Source organism: Haloarcula sp. H-hyl2 (assembly GCF_056934385.1).
On sequence record NZ_JBRIIJ010000002.1, the window covers coordinates 985,077 to 1,003,226 of the forward strand.

Below are 18,150 nucleotides of genomic sequence, written 5' to 3' on the forward strand. Positions count from 1 at the left end.
GGTCACCGTGGGGCTGCGTAGCCTGAGGGTTACACTTACTGTTCTCACGTCGCTGTAGCGAGCAGGAACACGCAGACATATCAATGGCAGAAGCTAGCAACCATACAACTAACGAGCAGGCAGTCTCAACGACTTCAGAAGAAGGTAGTAAGTGGCTGCTTGACGCCGAGAGCAAGGTTGAACCGACGCTGAGCGTTGTCATGCCGACGCTCAACGAAGAGAAGGGGATCAGGGAATGTATCAAACGGGTGGAGACGGCCCTGGAACAACTACGGGTTCCGGGCGAAATCGTCATCAGTGACAGCTCAACGGACAGAACGCCGGAGATCGCTCGGGAGATGGGTGCCATCGTCGTCGAACCCGATGGCAAAGGCTATGGCTATGCCTACCGGTATGCCTTCGAACGAGTGCGTGGCGAGTATGTCGTCATGGGCGACGCCGATACGACGTACGATTTCGAGACGATTCCTGAGCTTCTGGAGCCGGTTCGCTACGGCGACGCAGACATCTGCATGGGGAGTCGGCTAGAGGGCGAGATTCGTGACGGCGCGATGCCGACATTACACCAGTACGTCGGGAATCCACTGCTGACGAAGTTCTTGAACAGTTTCTATGGGGCTGGCGTAAGCGATGCCCACAGTGGCTTCCGGGTTTTTACTCGGGATGCCCTCGAGACGCTGGACTTAGAAACCGATGGGATGGAGTTTGCCAGCGAGATGATCATGGAAGCTGGCGCGAAGGATCTGGAGATTGCCGAGAGGCCAATAATCTATCACGAGCGCGAGGGCGAGGAGACGCTCGACAGTTTCCGTGATGGCTGGCGCCACGTCCGGTTCATGCTCATGAATGCACCCGGATATCTGTTCTCGATGCCCGGGATTTCGATGGGGGTAGCCGGCCTGGTCATCATGGGGCTCGCGTTCGGGAGTGTGTCGCTCGGTGCGTTTACCCCAGGCCCGCATTCGATGATTGCTGGGAGCCTATTGGTGCTTGCTGGGTTCCAAGTATTCAGTCTCGGCGTGTTCTCGACCGTCGCCAGCGACCCGATACAGACGCCGTCTGATCCCCTGACCGACAGATTTATCCAGGAACTTCGACTGGAACGGGGTGTTACGATCGGTCTCGGTATATTTGCTGTCGGGGCGGCCTACGCTGTCTCTCTCGTCGCAGAATGGGTTGCCAGTGGATTTACTGTGTTACCGTTGTTGATGGCGGATATCATGGCGTTTACAGGGATTATTCTGGGCCTGCAGATAATATTCAGCTCATTCTTCCTGAGCACGGTTGCGGCCCAGAATTCGTGACCGCCACGTTAAGCTAGTAACCATTCTGTCACTTAGTGATGGCACAAGTACTGGCAACCCGTAATCAGGAGTGTGAGTTATTCCGGTGCCTTAACCCTTAGAATTAGGACTGCCCGCTCAAATGCCTGCTCGAGGCAATCGCCCGGGTGTAAATCTCGGTTCGAGCGCCTCATCCTTCGGCAGTCTGTTGATTATTCAGCTCTTGATAATCCGAGATAAACGTATGCTCGAAGGCAAATGGACCCTACCCTCGAAACACCCAGACGCAGAACAGCGATTTTCAATATGGACAAGCAATCCGACTAAAACGACTCACTGGAGGGCTGACTATGACGGTTGAGGGACTCGACTAAGTCACAATCGGAATTACCCTACTGACGGTCGAACTGTTTCTTCTTCTTCACGGCTGGGACAGACCGCAGTTATCTCAGCACCATCTCCTCCAAAAATATCGGTAGTCGCTTCAACGCCGATTTTCATCCCTCAACATTGACAAACGTATCTATTCCAGTGTATGACCATAGCTGACTATCAGTCGACCAGCTATTTTGTTACTCGTCTATTTGAAACGAGAAAGCTGAAACTAAATCGATTCATTGAGGCTATGTTCCCTCGTCTGGGCCGGTATAACCAATTCATGACAGGAAGCAAACTCGCGGGTAAGAAGTTTAGAGAACTCTTATCGCTTGCCCCTGTACATATTAAGATTGATGCTCTACATTGCTACAGGAAGTATATAAATGTACTCAGATAATATAATTTACTGTCCTACGTGTGGCATGAATCTAGTGGACGAACAAATTGAGGACCGGCAACGGCGCTACTGTGTGGAGTGTGAGACACCGATTTATCGAAATCCCAAACCATGTGCAGGCGTCCTTGTGGTAGATGAACGCGAACACGTCCTTCTGATAAAACGAACCCAGCCTCCTGCTCCGGGCTCATGGAGTGTGCCAGCTGGCTATCTTGAGGTGAATGAGCCTCCACAGGAAGCAGGGATTCGTGAATTACGCGAAGAAACGGGCCTACATGCCAACACCGATTCTCTAAAACTGCTGGACACAGCCTTTGTCCGTCATCCAGACGATTAGTACGTTCTCGTCATCATCTACACTGTTCCTCGTTCGGAGACCAACGGCACAGTAGCACCGGGTTCAGATGCTGCTGACGCCCGATTCTGATATCTTGCGGATCTGGAGACTCGTCACGAACAGGTAGAACCTAGCTATGGTTCCATTCTTGAACAAGACGTTAGCGAAGCGGGGACCGCTAATTATTGGGCGACAGTCTCGGCGGGTGTCTCCATCGCCTGTTCAGGAGCCTCTCCTTCCGACAGGAGGTGATAGTAGCGGTCCACCGACCGATCTTTGGTAAACCGTTGTTCGAACGCCTCTCGAGCATTGCGTCCCTGCTTTTCGACAAACTCCTGATCTGCTTTCCACGTTCGAATCGCATTTACCACACCCTGAACATCACCCTGTGGGACGTGAATGCCTGCATCGAACGCATCAATGATTTTGGCCTCATCATCATACGGTTGTGTGATTCCCAGAACGGCCATGCCGGCTGCCATCGCGGAATATAATTTACTCGACACACATACTCCCTCGAATCCTTCATTCACCGTAACGATCGAAACGTCACCAGAGGTGAGGCTATACGGAAGATCATCCCAGGGCTGATATGGTAGGAATTGGACAGTATCTCCACGGATCCCGCGGTTTTCGGCGATATTGACGATCGTTTCCTTGTTGTCGCCTTCACCGATGATGAAGAAACGAACGTTTTCCTCCTCGAACTCCGAAGCTGCCTTGACGACCGTTTCGAGATCGTGGAATTCGCCGATGTTCCCGGAGTAGAGAACGGTAAAGGGATCAACCAGATCGTGTTCTTTGCTGAACCAGTTTTCCTCCTTCGGGATTGGTTCGATGAAGTTCTCATCCTCCCAGTTGTGGATAATCGTGATTTTCCCGGAGTCAAAACCTGCACCCGCATTCTCGGTAATTCGGTCCCGCATCATCGGCCCAAGCGCAACGATATGCTTGGCCCCGTGGAAGGCCCTCGCGTTGAACCAATTCCAGACTCTATCGATGAGTCCACCTTCCGAGATGTACCCGAGTTCGACCGGCTGGTCCGGGTAAAGATCATACACGATGTAGGTATAATCCCAGCCGCGAATCTTTGCCACCAGCCACATCGCAGGTGGGAGCATCGGGGGATTCGAGAGCACAATGAGTTCACGTTCCGCCTCTGACCGGCTTATAAGTAAGGCAAAGAACATCCAACCGGTGAACACGAACCAATTGAAGAGTCGTCGTAGGAGCGAGACTTGCCGGACTTGTGGAGCCCGAATACGTTTCGTCAAGACGCCCTCGTGTGTCGATACCCGTGGCTGCTTCTCGTTTTCTCCGCTGTGATAGTTCGGCTGCCCTGTATAGACAGTGATATCAAGGCCACGATCCTGAAGACCGACAGCCAGATCAGTCATCAACTGGCCCGTGGACGCAGTGTCCGGGTGAAAGTACTCAGTTACGAGAACGTACTCTTTCCCTGCTGAACTCATCGTTAAGTGATTAGCGCTCGTGGAGAAGTGTTTCGAGGTTTTCGCGGACATAGTCTCTACCGCGGTTTTCGACGTACCAGTCGAGAGTATTTTTGATTCCTTCTTCGACTGTATACTGCGGTTCCCAGCCGAGCAGTTCTTCGGCGCGTGTCGTGTCTGCTGCGCGGTGGCGAACGCCGACCGGCTTGTCGGTCATATAGTTAATCTCGTCCGGTTCCCAGTCGAGATAGTCAAAGATAATCTCGACAGCCTCGTTCATCGTTACGTATCGACTGATACCGGCGTTGACGGGGGTTCCGTCAGTGATGTTCTCGGCGGCGAGGCGCAGCGAGCGCGTGATGTCTTTAACGTAGGTGAAGTTGCGGGTCTGCTCGCCGTCGCCCCAGATCTGGAAGGGGTCTTGGCGGGCGTAGGCTTTGGCCATGAAGGCGACGATCGCGTGCGTCTCGTTTTCTCGCGGCCCGTAGGCTGTGAAGATTCGGACGGCGCTGGTGTCGATGTCATACTGCTCGTTGTAGGCTTGGAGTGAGCGTTCGCCCATGAGCTTCGCCCAGCCGTACACCTCGTCGGCATAGGCACCGCCGCGCTCGTCGAAACTGACCATATCCTCCCGAAGACGCTGGCGCTCCTGCTGGATGTCCGTCGGATACGTACATGCACTGGAGGCGAAGGAAATGCGGTCTACGCCGTTCTTTGCTGCGGCCTCGTAGACGATATTGTCGAGTGCCATGTTCGTCGCACAGTTCGCCGGATACTGCGAGATGTAGCCTCGGCCCCCGTGGTCCGCGGCAAGGTGGAAGACGGTGTCGATGTCGACCGTCGCCTCGTCCGCGAACTCATACTGCTTGAGATCGCCTTCCAGAACCTCAATCTCGCCTTCGACCGCTTCGAGGTTCTTTCGTTCACCGCTCGAGAAGTCGTCGGCCACGCGAACCGCTGCACCCTCCGCAACTAGGTCCTCGACGAGATGTGATCCGATGAACGATGCGCCACCCGTAACCAGTACGTGTTCTCCATTCCAACTCATTCGCTACCTCCATCGGCGACCGCTTCCCGCTTAGAACCTTCGAGTTCCGCCTCGGCCCACTCGTATACCTCGCGGAGACCATCCTCAAGTCTGACCGAAGGTTCCCAGTTGAGTTCGTCCTTCATCTTTTTCGTATCCGCGGCGTACTTGTCGGTACCAGTCGGCATCGAGAGATCGTGTTCGATGGTGAGGTCCTTCCCACTGATGGCGATGATCTTCTCGGCGAGCTCGTTCATTGAGACGATCTCCTTCGAGTTCCCGAGGTTGATCGGCTCTCCATCAGACTTCTTCTCCATCGTCCCGATCATCCCGTTGACTAGGTCCGTCACGTATATGAAACCGCGCTTCTGGGTCCCGTCGCCGAAGAGTTCGATCGAGTCGCCGTCATCGGCTTCGATAGCTTTCCGACAAAGAGATGGGATGACGTGACTACTATCAGGATCGAGGTTCTCGCGTGGGCCGTATGCGTTGAAAATACGAACGCTACTCGTTGCGATGTCACAGTCTGTGTGGTAGGCGTCGCACGCAATTTCACCGAGGATTTTCGCCCACCCGTACGTACTGTGAGGGTTCGCGGGAATCCCCTGGTCTTCACTGAACTTATTTAGATCGTCGTGTTCCTGTCGATAGATGCACGCACTCGAAGCGAAGAGGAAACGATCGGCATCATTGACGCGTGCTGCCTCCAGCATGTGTTGATTCATTAAGACACTCGGCGTGAGTCCATTGACGTTCTCGCGCTGAATGTAGTGTATTCCACCAACACTTGCTGCTAGATGGAAGACGTGATTGATGCCCTCGGTGGCCTCGATACAACCCTTGTGCGTCGTCAGATCAACCGGCCGGATTTCGACAGCATCAGCAATATGTGAAAGTTTGTTGTGCCCTTTTGAGAAATTGTCCGCGACGACTACTTCGGCACCGCGTGAATTCAACTCTTCAGTAAGGAACGAACCGATGAATCCCGCTCCTCCTGTTACAAGAACCGTTTGGTCCTGCCAATCGACCATACGTGCTTATATATGTTTCCGACCAATAAACTTGCTATTACGGACACTGTTTCGTTAGCGCGGATTGACGAACGGGCAGGTCGTTGAGTAATCTGTCCAGGATGCTCGCAGACCTGCTCAACGAGACGTATGGGGGAGTTAGATGAATATTGGGACGCGAGCGGACGGCGACGCCCGCCAGGGCGTTCGCCGTCCGCCTGCACCGGACCGGCTGTTCAGTCAGAGAGATAGTAACTATTCTCGCGAAATTTGGTGTAGCACGCTCTTATGAAGCTGTCTGGGACTGGGTGTATCGGCTGGCTAACAGGGGGTGTTACCCGCCGACGGCGCAACCGTCCGGGTCGCAGTCGACGAGACCGCTGTCAAGATAAACGGCCAGTAGTCTTGGCTGTACGCTGCAATCGACGTCGACACGAAGTCGATTCTCGACATCGCATTGTTCGGTCGGCATGGCACCGATCAGGCGGCGTTCCTGCACGGATTGACGGAGACACACGACTATTCGGAGGCGGTGTTTCTCGCCGACCAATACGGTTATCGGACTGCCGTTGTGCGACTTGTGTTGAGCGGTCGGGGCAACTACACCGAGCGAAATCTGATCGAGAAGTGGTTTCACATCTTCAAGATGCAGGTCGACCGCTTACATCTTTCGTGGGTGGGCAGTGGGGCCAGCGTTCGCGAATCGCTCGCACAGTTCATATACTGTATCAACCACCAACGACCACACCAAACACTCGATGGACGCACGCCAGCGGAGGAGGTGCTAAACCATACCGTGCCTGTGCCTCTCGAATATGCGCTGCCTGAAAGTTTAGAATATATATCAGTATTAATTGTCTCTTCCTCACTCAAGATAACCCATCTCTCGCAATTGGTCTTGGGTCTGTGAATCTAATTCCATCGCTAGCTCGTAGCTCTCTGCATCGACTTCGTCAAGTTCTTTTTTCCACGACGTTAGTTGCTTTCGCAGTTCTTCTGCAACGTCTCTCTCTTTTACTAAGTTCTCCGTCTCTTCGGGATCTATCTCCAGATTGTAGAGCCGTTCTGATGCTTCGCCGAACCTCCGACTTAGGAAATAACCGGGGTTGGAGAGGACCTGAAGCATGAACTGGACGTCAACCAGTTTACTTAGATACGGTCGTATCCCGGACTCTGACGAAACCGTCTGTATGTACTTCCAATTCTTACGGCGTACCGAGTAGAACGAGTTCTGCACGTCCGCGTAGTCAGTCTCAGAATACACCACTTTACGGCCGCCGTCGAGAACCGATCGACCAGCGATTTCGTCTGAGAGACTGGATGGGTTCTCTATGCCGAGGTAATCAAGGGTTGTTGGAAGCAAGTCTATTAAACTCATCAGTTCGTCTGAACCATCCCACGAGGGCTGTTCTTCAGGATAACGAATGATTACCGGTACGTGCACCAGTTCTTCGTAGGGAACGTGTGAATGACCGACGTTACCGTCATGGTCGCCGAACGCTTCACCGTGATCACCCGCGAATATTATCAGTGTATCCTCGAACACGTCATGTCTCTTCAACCGATCAAGCAGCGACTGGAAGGCGTGGTCTGTGTACGCTATCTCGCTGTCATAAAGATCGATGAGTCGACGGAAATCCTCTTCGCTAGAGGCACGCCGCAGACTCTCTCTTGTCCCGTCTATAGGACCTTCGTAGTCTTCGTCGACGTACGTCTCGAATCCCTCTGGTGGTTGATACGGGTCGTGTGGGTCGATACTCCAGAGGAAGGTGAAGAATGGTCGGTCATCGTCTCGCTGTAGGACCTCTTGTTCGAATCGATCGACAACCTGCTCTCCTGTTGGGAACACGACACGCCCGGACTCGTGTTCCAACAGTTCGTCGCTCGCCGTAGACTCGACCCGGTGAGAGGTGAGTGTCTCGTCCTTGTAGAGGTCAACGAAACGCTCAAAGCCTCTGTCGAAACCGAGCTCGGACGAGACGTTACCAATCGCCGAAATTGCGACTGTCCGAAACCCCTCATCCTCGAAGATCTCCGGCCATCTCGGGAGTTCGCCCCCGAAGAAATCATCGAGTGTGTTCACCCCGTGGACCGATGGATACGTCCCGGTTAGAATTGACGGTGCGACTGATCGCGTCCACGTCGACGGTGTGTAAGCGTTCACATACCGGGTGTGTTCGTCCGCAAACGCGTCGATATTCGGCGTCGTTTCCAGTTTATATCCGTAACAGGATAGGTGGTCCGCTCGGAGTGCGTCCGAAATGAATACAAGGACGTTCATTGGCGCCTCTCACTTGTGTGATCAGATTGATAACTCTCATTTAGGATGTTAACGTACCACTTCGAAGTCTCTTCCGCTACTGAATTCCAAGAAAACTTATCAACCATGCGTTCTTTTCCAGCAGCGCCAAGCGACTCCAGACGTTTCTTATCACCCAACAGCTCGTCGACAGACTCCGCAATTCGAGAGGGGCATTCGGGAGGAATTAAGATCCCCGTTTCTTCAGACAGTTGCTCGGGAATCCCACCTACATTGGTCGACACGACTGCTGTCCCCGCGGCCATCGCTTCGAGAGTCACGAGCGGAAAAACATCGGCACGGGTCGGGAATACGAAGAGATCCGCCAGCGAAAAAAGAGCATCCAATCGTTCTTGCTCAACGTAACCCAGATACCGGACCGAGGACGGATTAAATTCGTTCATGCGTTCGACTAATCGGTCGTCTTTTGGAGGCCCCACGACCAATAGCGTGCAATCTGTCTCTATTTTCTCATAAGCATCAAGCAGGTCTTGGACACCTTTACTCTCCATTATCTTGCCGACAAACAACAGAACAGGCTTCGAAGTATCGAGGCCGAGGTCGCGCCGTATCTCCTCTTCTGAAATAGTAGTACCGGTCCCTATCGAAACCCCGTTTGGAAGAACCGTGATTTTTTGTTTGGAGATAAACTCAGACAATAACTTCTCATCATTTTCCGATAAGGCAAACAGATGACTAGCGTTCCTGAGAATATATTTATATAATGTTAAAAAGAAGAAGTCAAATAGAAGTTCTTGTGTTCTCGACATTTCTGCATTTGTAGGCAGATTAGGCAGTTTGCTAATTCCATGAGTAGTGATTACGTATGGGACTCCAGACATCCGACAGCGAACAGTCACTGATAAAAGTCCCCATAACGGGACAGCGTTGTGTATATGAACAATATCGTATTCCTTCAAGGGACGAGGAGCCGAAAACTCCGTCCAGATAACCGTATTCGCGATATTGAGGTCCGACTGAATAAATAACTCTCCAATGTCTCGAAGTAAGGTCCGAGACGGGGTTGTGTATATGTTTTCGCTCAGTTCAAGTTCGGACACGAGCTGCTCGTCGTAGTTCCCATCCATCTTAATCGTGTCACAGTCAACATACTGATTCAGCGCATCTCCTAATTGCAGGCCAGCGCGGATAGCACCGCCACGTGACTGTGGTGTAGAAACCACGACGTTCAAAGTGGATAGACTACTATCGCTCCTTTTTCCAGACATTTTATCGGTTTTTCTAGCTCTGTTTGGCAATCTAGTACTGCTACTCACAGGTAGCCGAGGTTGTCAAGTCGCTGTTTCGTTTCTTCATCGAGTTCACGGTTTTGACTTTCTCGGTTTTGACTTGTGGTCCAGTCCTGTTGGAGGTTGTCGATGTATTCCTCTGCACTTGCTTTATCGAATGAAGGATTACCGTACTCCGTATGACCAGGGAGGAACTGTTTCAAGGCGGTTAAATAGGCCCGGTCTTTTCGTATCTGAGTACCTTTGTAGCTCTTCAATAAAATACCGATATAAGCAATTAATGCATCTTTATACGAACTATCTACGAACGTATGCCCGCCGTTGCCGTCCCAACAACTCTTAACTCGGACTGTGAGGTCGTTGAAGAAGACATTATTGTAAAAAACCATCTCGAAGTGATTGTATCCGATTTCTTGTTGAACATTCCAGACCGGATTTCCGGGAAGCGCAGTGTAGTCCGGTTCTTCGATGCCGAGAAGTTCGAGAAACGTCGGAAACAGGTCGATATGTCGAATTGCTTTTGACTGGTCTCCGTTCCCGAGTGACGGATGAACGAACGTCGTCGGAACATACACTAATTCGGGGCAGGCGACATGGTTATGACCAAGCATTCCATACTCACCTAGCAATTCTCCATGATCGCTGGTATATACGAGCAGAGTCTCATTTTCTATCCCTCGCTCGAGGATACATTTTCTTGCCGCCTTAAAACGGTCGACAGAGGATGCTACTGCAGCGTTATAGTCTCGAAAGATCCGCTCTTGATTACCAGCGACGCCCTCTAAATATTCTGGACCTGTCTCCGAGATTTGGTCATACGTTTCTGGATCGTATCTATTATAAGGTGCATGGCCGCCGGGATCTCTCACGACCCAGATGAATGGTTCTTCGGCATCTGCCAACGGAACACATTCTTCCATCTGAAAAATCCGACACATGTCCTCGTGCATTGTCCCAGTCTTCGACGAGAAGTAGGTGTTCCACCCTTCTAAGTCAACCATGGACGTAACATCTGTGTCGAGCACATTTGAGAAACCAGTTACACCGTGCTCTGGGACACGGAGACCTGTTAACATCGAGGGAAACGATGCTGGCGTGTGTAATGAAGCAGAAATCGTTTTGTATGTCGGGCCTAAATTAAACAGACGCTTGTCGATAGATTGATATCTAACGGCGTCAGCAACAAAAATGACTATATTTTTAATTTTTCCTGCACGGATTGGGTCGATTGCATTACTCATTAGCCGTAGGGATTCTACTTTCTATTGTGTTCATCTATATCTATCGGTTCATATTATAATTGGTAGATGCGAATTTGACTGGTGATCAGATTCCTACTATCAAGGTGGAGAGGATAGATTGGTATAAAAAACTTATTTATTCGCATGGTCAAAAGTATCGCTTCATGACCTCTCTCCAAAAGATCGGGACCGCTCTTCGTCATCCCAACATGGCATTACGAAAGCTAAATCAATTATACCATCATAAATTGAACACACGTTCGTTCAATCATTCCGGGGATACCGTGGTTAACGAGGATTGGGATGTAATGATAATATTAGATGCCTGCCGATTTGATCTGTTCGAAGAACTGAATTCTGTTTCTGGGACGCTGGAGACGCGCAGGTCTAGGGGGGCGAACACAATCGAGTTCCTGCAGGGAAACTTCTCTGATCGGACTCTCCACGACATGGTTTACGTTACTGGGAACCCGCAACTCTACCGACATAACGACAAAATCGATGCTGATTTTCACGATGTCGTAAACGTATGGAGCGAGTCGGGATGGGACGAAGAGGAGAAGACTGTTCTTCCAGAGACGATGACCCAGACGGCACTAGAAGCCGAAGAGCGATATCCCAACAAACGACTAATCTTCCATTACATCCAACCACATTACCCGTTCATCGGTTCGAATATTAATGATGGAGAAGACCAACTTTCGGAAAGAGAGAGCTCGAAAGAGAACATCTGGGTCCACTTGATGAAGAATAAGACGGACCACGACCCAGAAGCGGTTATCGAAGCTTACAGAAAGAATCTCCAACTGGTCCTCCCGCACGTTCGCGAATTAGTAGAAGAATGCAGGGGCAAAGTAGTGGTGACTTCCGATCACGGTAATCTCCTTGGCGAAAGAGCGAGGCCAATCCCAATCAAAGAGTGGGGCCATCCAATGGGAATATACACTGACGAACTCGTGACCGTTCCGTGGCTCGTGACTGATTACGACGAACGTCGTGAGATAGTCGCTGAGAAACCATCGCGTGAAATGGTTAATGTCGACTCTGACACCATCAAGGAACGGCTGGGAGATCTAGGATATGTCTGAGGCGAGGGTTTCGGTCGGATATTATGCTCCAGAAATCGGTTCTGAAAGCCTATCTGCCCCTGATTATTGCCTGAAGAAACTGATCGAAGAGTACGAACATGACAACAGCATCGAGAGAGTTGTATTTGTACACAAATCGGATAAGGCACCAAGCTGGTTGCCATGTTCGCAGGTAGTCACTATTCCTCGCACACCGGGATTTCTCGAAAGGCGTATCAACGAAACTGATGTTGATATCGTACACCTGAATCGATATTTTGATCTTCTGAATCCGTACTTCCTCAACAGTTCAGTCGTCCTCACCTATCACGGTGATCTGCAATGGGAGTACCCAAAACTGGCTGGCGGTACAACGAAATCGTGGCTCATGCGAGCAGTTGAAGTTGCGAAGTTTCCTGCGTTGGACGAGGTTGTCTTTGTTTCTCAGGATCTTAGAACTCGCGTTGAGGATCGCTTTCAATACCTCCCATTCAACGGGCGAACGATATACAACGGCGTTGATCACCAACTATATCATGAGTATTCTGAGGACAGACCACTCGATTACGACGTGGGCGAACCGTTCATTCTACACGCGAGTAACCTGACGAAGAAAAAAAACCCGAGTATCTTACTTGATGCGTTTGGTCGAGTCGCTGACCAGGAGGACGTCAATTTACTCATCTGCGGAAGTGGCTGGCAAGAGTCCGAAGCAGTAACTAACCAACTCTCCAGACTTGGACTGCTCAATCGGGTTGAACGAGTAGGATACGTCCCGGAGGAAGAATTGATTCGACTGTACAATAGGGCCCTACTATTCGTGTTCCCCTCAAAACACGAGACTTTCGGGCTCCCAGTAGCAGAAGCAATGGCATGTGGCACTCCAGTTGTTACGAGCGATGTCTACTGTCTCCCTGAGATTGCGGCTGGCTGTGCGGAACTATGCTCCCCAGATTGCAGTGATTCATTGGCGAACTCCATGTTGAAACTGATACGTGACGACGAGAAGCGACAGACACTTGCCCGAGACGGCTTAAATCATGCAAGGAAATTCAACTGGGATTCTATCGGAGACGAGTATCTTGACCTATATAAGTCGTTAATATCGGATGACAAAAACATGACCTGACAAGGCGACGATTTCCTCTGATCCAGTACTGACAGTTTATTTAATTTTTTATCGCCCGAATGAACTCCTGAGAGTCGCGAGTAGAGATGACCTGATGTGAAAATCCGGCAGATTCGAGTTCGTCGTATAACTCGTTGACACTCCCACCAAAGGCACCAATATCTCCGGGGTGTGTCTCAATGTAAAGTAACCGACACTGGGGAGTCCGGATCGTCTCACTGAGTCCGCGAAGGACGTTCAGTTCGGCACCCTCAACGTCTATTTTCATAACTGTCGGATCAGGAACTGACTGCTCTCGAATGAGCTCGTCTCCCAGGCACAACGGTACTTCGAAGCCGCGCTGTGGTCCGTCTTCGTTGTCCGGTTGCAATCCATACGATAACATCGCCTTCCCAGTAGTGTTTGATAGCGCTTTTTCGACAACCCTGACCGAGACGGCGTTCCTATCCGCGTTCATTTTCACTCCTTGTTGACGAATTGGATGAGGTTCGAACGCGACGACAGTTGCAGCGTCAGAATTAGCTTTTTGAACGAAGCAGGAGTAGAGGCCTGCGTCCGCTCCTATGTCGTAGAACGTATCGGTTTCATCGACTCTCTCGAGGAGATCATCAAGGATGTTCCGTTCATCGACAATGAACTCGTCATCAAAAAGTGAACTAGTACTAAACTTACAACTTATTCCGTTAACTTCTATCTCTTTCACGTCCGAAAGCCGTTCCACGAGACGCTTGTAAGTAACCGGAGCAGTTCGATTCATTCCAGTATACTTTAAGGCTGAATGTACTACTGAATTGTAGTAAATCTTGGCACCAACACTCATAGTCAACACCTGTACCCCGGTGCGTATATGACTTATTCTCGTTTCATGAACGTTCGAGGGTGTCATAGAACGAGTGGCACACCAAAGAGCAGGGTGAACGCTGAGGTGGATGAGTTCAGCGACCCTGCAAGATGATCCTTCGGTAGAGTCGTTCTTCAATGTCGCGGAGACCGAGACGCTAGCGTTGTTTGATCACCTTTCCTTCGAGTTTCTCGAAGAGTTCGATGTGTTCGCCCCGGCGCAGACGGGGCGAACACGGGACCACGAGCCACCAGAGCTGATGCGTGGTTTCCTCCACTGCTACTACAAGGACATCTACGGGATTCGTCCCGTTGAACGAGAGCTTCGGAACACGATTGTCTGGCTGAGCTGTGGGTTCGATCGACCGCCGTCGAGAGACGCGGTCGATCGCTTTCTCACCGACCTCGAACACGTCGTTGACAAGGTCTTCGACCGGCTCGTCGAGCAGGCCGCCCGGCGCGGCCTGCTCGACTTGACCTACTGTATCGATTCAACCGACGTGAGGGCGATGCCCGCCGATCAAGACGCGTCGAAGTGCTACGATCCAACCGACGACGAGTACTACTACGGCTATGGTTGTACGATCGTCTCGACCGGGCAAAAGATCCCGATTGCGGCGGAGTTCACAGAGAGTAAGCAAGCGCCAGAGGAGACGGCGATGCGCGTCACACGTGACGCGCTCGCCGTCGCCACGCCGATCTGGATGGTCGGTGACAGCGCCTACGACACGCTCGACTGGCACGACCACCTGCTGGCCGCAGGGGTCGTGCCAGTCGCTCCGTACAACGCGCGAAACACTGACGACCCGAAAGACATTGAGTACAGGGTCGAAGACCGCATCGAACAACACAGCGAGGACGTTCAGCTGAAGCAGTCCACGTTGGATGAGACATACAACCGCCGTACTGGAGTCGAACGAACCAACGAATCAGTGAAGGACTGCGGCCTCGGGCGAACGCACGCCCGAGGCCGCGTCCACGCACGAGCGCAGGTGTTTCTTGCCCTGTGCCTTCGCCTTGTCGTCGCAATCACCAACTACGAACGCGGACACAATCCGGGAAGTACGATCATCACGGTGTGAGAAGAGTTCTATGACACCCTCTGAACGTTCTGCAGTTTTCCCGAGACTTATCGACACAGTCATACAGCAAGCCACAAGAAGAATCGGGTAGCTTGGACTCAGACACCCTTGCGCTAGCCACTCTCCGTTTTCGATTATTATGTCTATAAAAAAGAAGGTGCTCTCAGACGCTCTCACGACATTATTGGTAGGAGCCGGTCTTCAAATGCGAGGGCTACTATTGATTCCGCTGTTAGCGTACCCTCTCGGTGGTGAGGCGTACGGCGCGTACGTTCAGATTTTCGTACTAGGGACGATACTCTCGAACGTTTTCGGCTTCGGATTACACTCTTCTCTTGTCAATAAGATCCAGTCTTATGACGAGCGAACGAGACGAAGAGGGTTGTACTGGCTGATTTTTACCATGACGCTTGTTTCGGGATTTATAGGTTCAGCTCTTCTGTATACCTTCGCTGGATTTCTTTCACGACTTACACTTAACTCCGCAGTATACACCGAGGCTTTCGAGAGAGGGTCCATATTGGTTCTGCTGCTTTCGCTCATGAAACTCTCAACTAACTTCTTTAGATCTCGTATGGAAGTCAAGAAATTCAGCATCGTGAATGGGCTCCAGCAATATCTGACTTTGTGTTTCGTTGGCGCAGCTATTTTTGGATTCGATGGTGACTTGGAGCTCGTAATCACATCACTTGTCCTCTCAAAAGTCGTGAGCGTCGTACTTCTACAAGCAGTAATTATTAGAACAATTGGTATTTCGAAGCCGTTCGGAGACGTGGTAGACCTCTTTAGATATGGCATTTCGTTTATGTCGACGGTCCTAATGTCTCAGTTTTTAAATGATATTGATAAGTTGATTATCGGGGGTTTCCTCGGTCCCGGAGCAGTTGGGTTGTACTCGGCGAGTTACAGGGTCGCGTCTGCAATTCGGATGTTTATGAAGGCTATCACATCCACTTTTTTCGCCGAGTTCAGCCGACTTTGGAACGAAAAGGAGTATGAGCAAGTAGAAGAATTGCTTAACGACGGAGTACGATATCTCCTATTATTCGGTATACCCTCTATCACTGGGATCTATCTAGTGGGACCGTATATAATTTCGATTATCTTTAATCATCGCGCTGACTCAAGTCTAGAGTTCCTTCTCCCCGCGGTGTCTGCCGGTGTATTGCTTTACTCTCTCGCCGCTATTCTTTCACAGGTCTTCTACGCGTCGGACAAAACCAGCGTACTGGTGAAGATCACCGCAGTCAGCGTCGTCGCGAACGTCGTCGCGAACATCTTGCTCATCCCAGTGATGGGAATCCTTGGGGCGGCAGTAGCGACTATTCTTTCTTACGCGATTATGCTGGTCGCTACTTCGTTCCGAATTCCTGCAAGAATTACACTGAAGATGCCAAGTGGCTTCATTCTGAAGTCAATTGTATCGTCGCTGACGTTCACTATTCTTTTTGAACTCGCTGACACTCCGAATTTAATAATATTAGTGATAGTTTCGGCGGTAATGTACTTCGCTTCGCTCCTCGCCTTAGGCGGTGTCAAGCAGAGGGAAATTAAATCGTTGTTCGAGATAATATCAGATTGACTGGGTAGGTCATGTGTTCCGGAGAAATAGTAGACTGATTGGCGATGCTTCAAGTTTCAAATGTAGCTGAACACGACGACTGCTTACCGGTCGTGTATGCATGAGTTCGACCGCTGTAGACGTGGTCGAGGTAGGAAACATCCCGGTAGTCGGACCAGATTGAGTCGGGAGCGATACCGGGATGCTTGGCTTTGGTGTGGACACCGAGATCCGTACTGACGCGCTCACTGATGAGAATAACGTGTACGTCACCGAAGCGGGATTCGAGAGAGTCAAGCGCCTGTCTCGTAGAGGAACTGTTGACGCCGTAATATAGGCCGTTTACCTCGGTCGAGTAGTTGTTTGGGTCCTCTCGCCAGTGTGGACCGACGAGACAAGGGTGTGAATAAACCAGTGGTGGAACGATATGGTATGAACCCGCGACTCTGGAGTCAGTGGGAACGTGCTCCCGTACGGTCGATAGCGACTGCTCTTCGCCATGGGTGAGCCAGGGGCTTCCAGTCGTGGTTCTGTCGCTAGTCATATAGGCAACCGGCGAGACAACCAGCAGCGCGATCATCAAAACGATAGTTGCCTTTTTCAATGAATCGTTGGAGACTTCTTTTTGTAACACCGAAAGGAGACATGGGAAGATTATCAATCCGAATAGAGTGATATATTGCTGCCCTCTGCCAAGCATCCCCGGCACTCCTTTGAAGAAATAGAAGGTAACTGACGCCAGTGTGATACTGAACAGCGTGAGCACGGTGATACTCAGAGTACTGTACTCCTGTCTGTTGGTAACCTGCATTGATGCTGGAAAGACCCGACGAAGGTAGGGTGTAGAACTGAGCCAGATGAGAACGGCAATAGAGATGAGTGCGACCAAAAGGATCCTATCAACGACACTCAGCAGTTTGGCTACCGTGAGTTCGTAACCTTGCGTGCCACCGATACTGAGTGTTTGAACCTCTACACCAAATGCTCCCCCGAGGATGACCCTCCCAAGCTCGACAACCCCCCATGTCAACACGTTTTCGAGGTATCTGAAGATGAAGATGTCGACCAATAGGAACGCAACCACAGACAGGACGGCTATAGATAGGATACGGCGGTTGTATTCAAGCTGAAGAATGAGTGACCCGACTACCACGAACAGTAGGACGAATATTAGAATCAATCCTGCAGTATGCCTTGACGCGAATACGAGCACGCCGAATAGCGGCATGAATAAGAACCACGCAGTGTTGCTTTTCCGAATTCCGACGACCAGGCCGGCAATCGCCCACAAGAAGAACGCTGCGCCGAACCCCCAGTCGTAAAGTGCGTGCGCAGACCGTGCAATAGCAATTTGACCGGCAAACAAAGGGAATACGAAGGCGACGAACCGAGTTCGGGCAGGCTTGCCGCGCCCAACTAATAATAAACTTCCGAGTGCGATGAGTAACGGTTGAATGTTGAATAGGTGGAGAAACCTGAGTTGGGCCTGTTGATTCTGTATTCCGAGAATTTCGAGTACTATAGGAAAGAAGACCAGTCTGAACCACTGATCAAGCAGTGAAATCTTAAAATTCGCAATGCCGGGATACGTCTGACTGGCTGGGATGTGATTCAGTTCAAGCGTTAGTTGGACAGCGCTGAAATGGCCAACAAAGAAGTGACTCCAGAGAACGGAAACACCCAACCAGGGGTACTTCCGGAAAGAATATGATACTATTATGGCCAAAATTGAGAAGAGAATTAATATAAAGTGTCCAGGCCGGCTTAGCTTGTTCATCTTGCTCATTGAATGCGTACG

Annotated in this window: 14 protein-coding genes and 1 pseudogene; 7 read left to right on the forward strand and 8 right to left on the reverse strand. The window is 50.9% G+C overall.

What is annotated here, in order from left to right:
- Positions 1 to 83 precede the first annotated feature (83 nt).
- Both Hhyl2_RS14830 and Hhyl2_RS14835 read left to right on the forward strand, forming a co-directional pair.
- Positions 84 to 1,304 (forward strand): glycosyltransferase family 2 protein, encoded by a 1,221-nt coding sequence (locus tag Hhyl2_RS14830; protein ID WP_483551545.1) that lies wholly within the window; start codon positions 84 to 86, stop codon positions 1,302 to 1,304.
- A 779-nt stretch (positions 1,305 to 2,083) separates the two neighbouring features.
- Complete coding sequence (locus tag Hhyl2_RS14835; RefSeq protein WP_483552036.1) at positions 2,084 to 2,395, forward strand: NUDIX hydrolase; 312 nt, start codon at positions 2,084 to 2,086, stop codon at positions 2,393 to 2,395.
- Between the two features lie 182 nt (positions 2,396 to 2,577).
- On the opposite strand, the gene Hhyl2_RS14840 is transcribed toward Hhyl2_RS14835, so the two are convergent.
- From Hhyl2_RS14840 to Hhyl2_RS14850, 3 genes are read right to left on the reverse strand one after another with little or no spacing between them, the layout of a single operon-like run.
- Positions 2,578 to 3,867 carry a glycosyltransferase family 4 protein gene (locus tag Hhyl2_RS14840; RefSeq protein ID WP_483551546.1) on the reverse strand — a complete coding sequence of 430 codons (1,290 nt, stop codon included), beginning with the start codon at positions 3,865 to 3,867 and terminating at the stop codon, positions 2,578 to 2,580.
- Between the two features lie 10 nt (positions 3,868 to 3,877).
- A complete protein-coding gene (locus Hhyl2_RS14845) occupies positions 3,878 to 4,894 on the reverse strand; it encodes an NAD-dependent epimerase/dehydratase family protein (protein ID WP_483551547.1) in 1,017 nt (338 codons plus the stop codon).
- The gene (locus Hhyl2_RS14850; RefSeq protein ID WP_483551548.1) at positions 4,891 to 5,904 is read right to left on the reverse strand and encodes an NAD-dependent epimerase/dehydratase family protein; all 1,014 of its coding nucleotides are present in this window, start codon (positions 5,902 to 5,904) and stop codon (positions 4,891 to 4,893) included. The genes Hhyl2_RS14845 and Hhyl2_RS14850 overlap by 4 nt, the downstream gene beginning before the upstream one ends.
- A 101-nt stretch (positions 5,905 to 6,005) precedes the next feature.
- Between Hhyl2_RS14850 and Hhyl2_RS14855 the strand changes: the two are divergent.
- Positions 6,006 to 6,673 (forward strand): annotated as a pseudogene (locus tag Hhyl2_RS14855) (IS6 family transposase); the annotation flags it as partial.
- A 75-nt stretch (positions 6,674 to 6,748) separates the two neighbouring features.
- On the opposite strand, the gene Hhyl2_RS14860 reads toward Hhyl2_RS14855, so the two are convergent.
- From Hhyl2_RS14860 to Hhyl2_RS14870, 3 genes are all read right to left on the reverse strand, one after another.
- The gene (locus tag Hhyl2_RS14860; RefSeq protein ID WP_483551549.1) at positions 6,749 to 8,164 is read right to left on the reverse strand and encodes a sulfatase family protein; all 1,416 of its coding nucleotides are present in this window, start codon (positions 8,162 to 8,164) and stop codon (positions 6,749 to 6,751) included.
- On the reverse strand, positions 8,161 to 9,366 hold the full coding sequence (locus tag Hhyl2_RS14865; protein ID WP_483551550.1) for a glycosyltransferase family 4 protein: 1,206 nt from the start codon (positions 9,364 to 9,366) through the stop codon (positions 8,161 to 8,163). The genes Hhyl2_RS14860 and Hhyl2_RS14865 overlap by 4 nt, the downstream gene beginning before the upstream one ends.
- An 89-nt stretch (positions 9,367 to 9,455) precedes the next feature.
- On the reverse strand, positions 9,456 to 10,673 hold the full coding sequence (locus Hhyl2_RS14870) for a sulfatase-like hydrolase/transferase (RefSeq protein WP_483551551.1): 1,218 nt from the start codon (positions 10,671 to 10,673) through the stop codon (positions 9,456 to 9,458).
- A gap of 164 nt (positions 10,674 to 10,837) precedes the next feature.
- Here Hhyl2_RS14870 and Hhyl2_RS14875 point away from each other — a divergent pair, with 164 nt between their 5' ends.
- Both Hhyl2_RS14875 and Hhyl2_RS14880 read left to right on the forward strand, forming a co-directional pair.
- Entirely contained in the window at positions 10,838 to 11,761 is a 924-nt protein-coding gene (locus Hhyl2_RS14875) for a hypothetical protein (RefSeq protein WP_483551552.1), read from the forward strand.
- The gene (locus Hhyl2_RS14880) at positions 11,754 to 12,869 is read left to right on the forward strand and encodes a glycosyltransferase family 4 protein (protein ID WP_483551553.1); all 1,116 of its coding nucleotides are present in this window, start codon (positions 11,754 to 11,756) and stop codon (positions 12,867 to 12,869) included. Before Hhyl2_RS14875 ends, Hhyl2_RS14880 begins: the two co-directional genes overlap by 8 nt.
- Positions 12,870 to 12,909: 40 nt before the next feature.
- Here Hhyl2_RS14880 and Hhyl2_RS14885 read toward each other — a convergent pair whose 3' ends face one another.
- Entirely contained in the window at positions 12,910 to 13,689 is a 780-nt protein-coding gene (locus Hhyl2_RS14885) for an FkbM family methyltransferase (RefSeq protein ID WP_483551554.1), read from the reverse strand.
- A 109-nt stretch (positions 13,690 to 13,798) separates the two neighbouring features.
- Here Hhyl2_RS14885 and Hhyl2_RS14890 point away from each other — a divergent pair, with 109 nt between their 5' ends.
- On the forward strand, positions 13,799 to 14,791 hold the full coding sequence (locus tag Hhyl2_RS14890; protein ID WP_483551555.1) for a transposase: 993 nt from the start codon (positions 13,799 to 13,801) through the stop codon (positions 14,789 to 14,791).
- A 157-nt stretch (positions 14,792 to 14,948) separates the two neighbouring features.
- Complete coding sequence (locus Hhyl2_RS14895) at positions 14,949 to 16,373, forward strand: lipopolysaccharide biosynthesis protein (protein ID WP_483551556.1); 1,425 nt, start codon at positions 14,949 to 14,951, stop codon at positions 16,371 to 16,373.
- A gap of 49 nt (positions 16,374 to 16,422) precedes the next feature.
- Here the strand turns inward: Hhyl2_RS14895 and Hhyl2_RS14900 are convergent, their stop codons facing one another.
- Entirely contained in the window at positions 16,423 to 18,138 is a 1,716-nt protein-coding gene (locus Hhyl2_RS14900; RefSeq protein ID WP_483551557.1) for a hypothetical protein, read from the reverse strand.
- Positions 18,139 to 18,150: the final 12 nt, after the last annotated feature.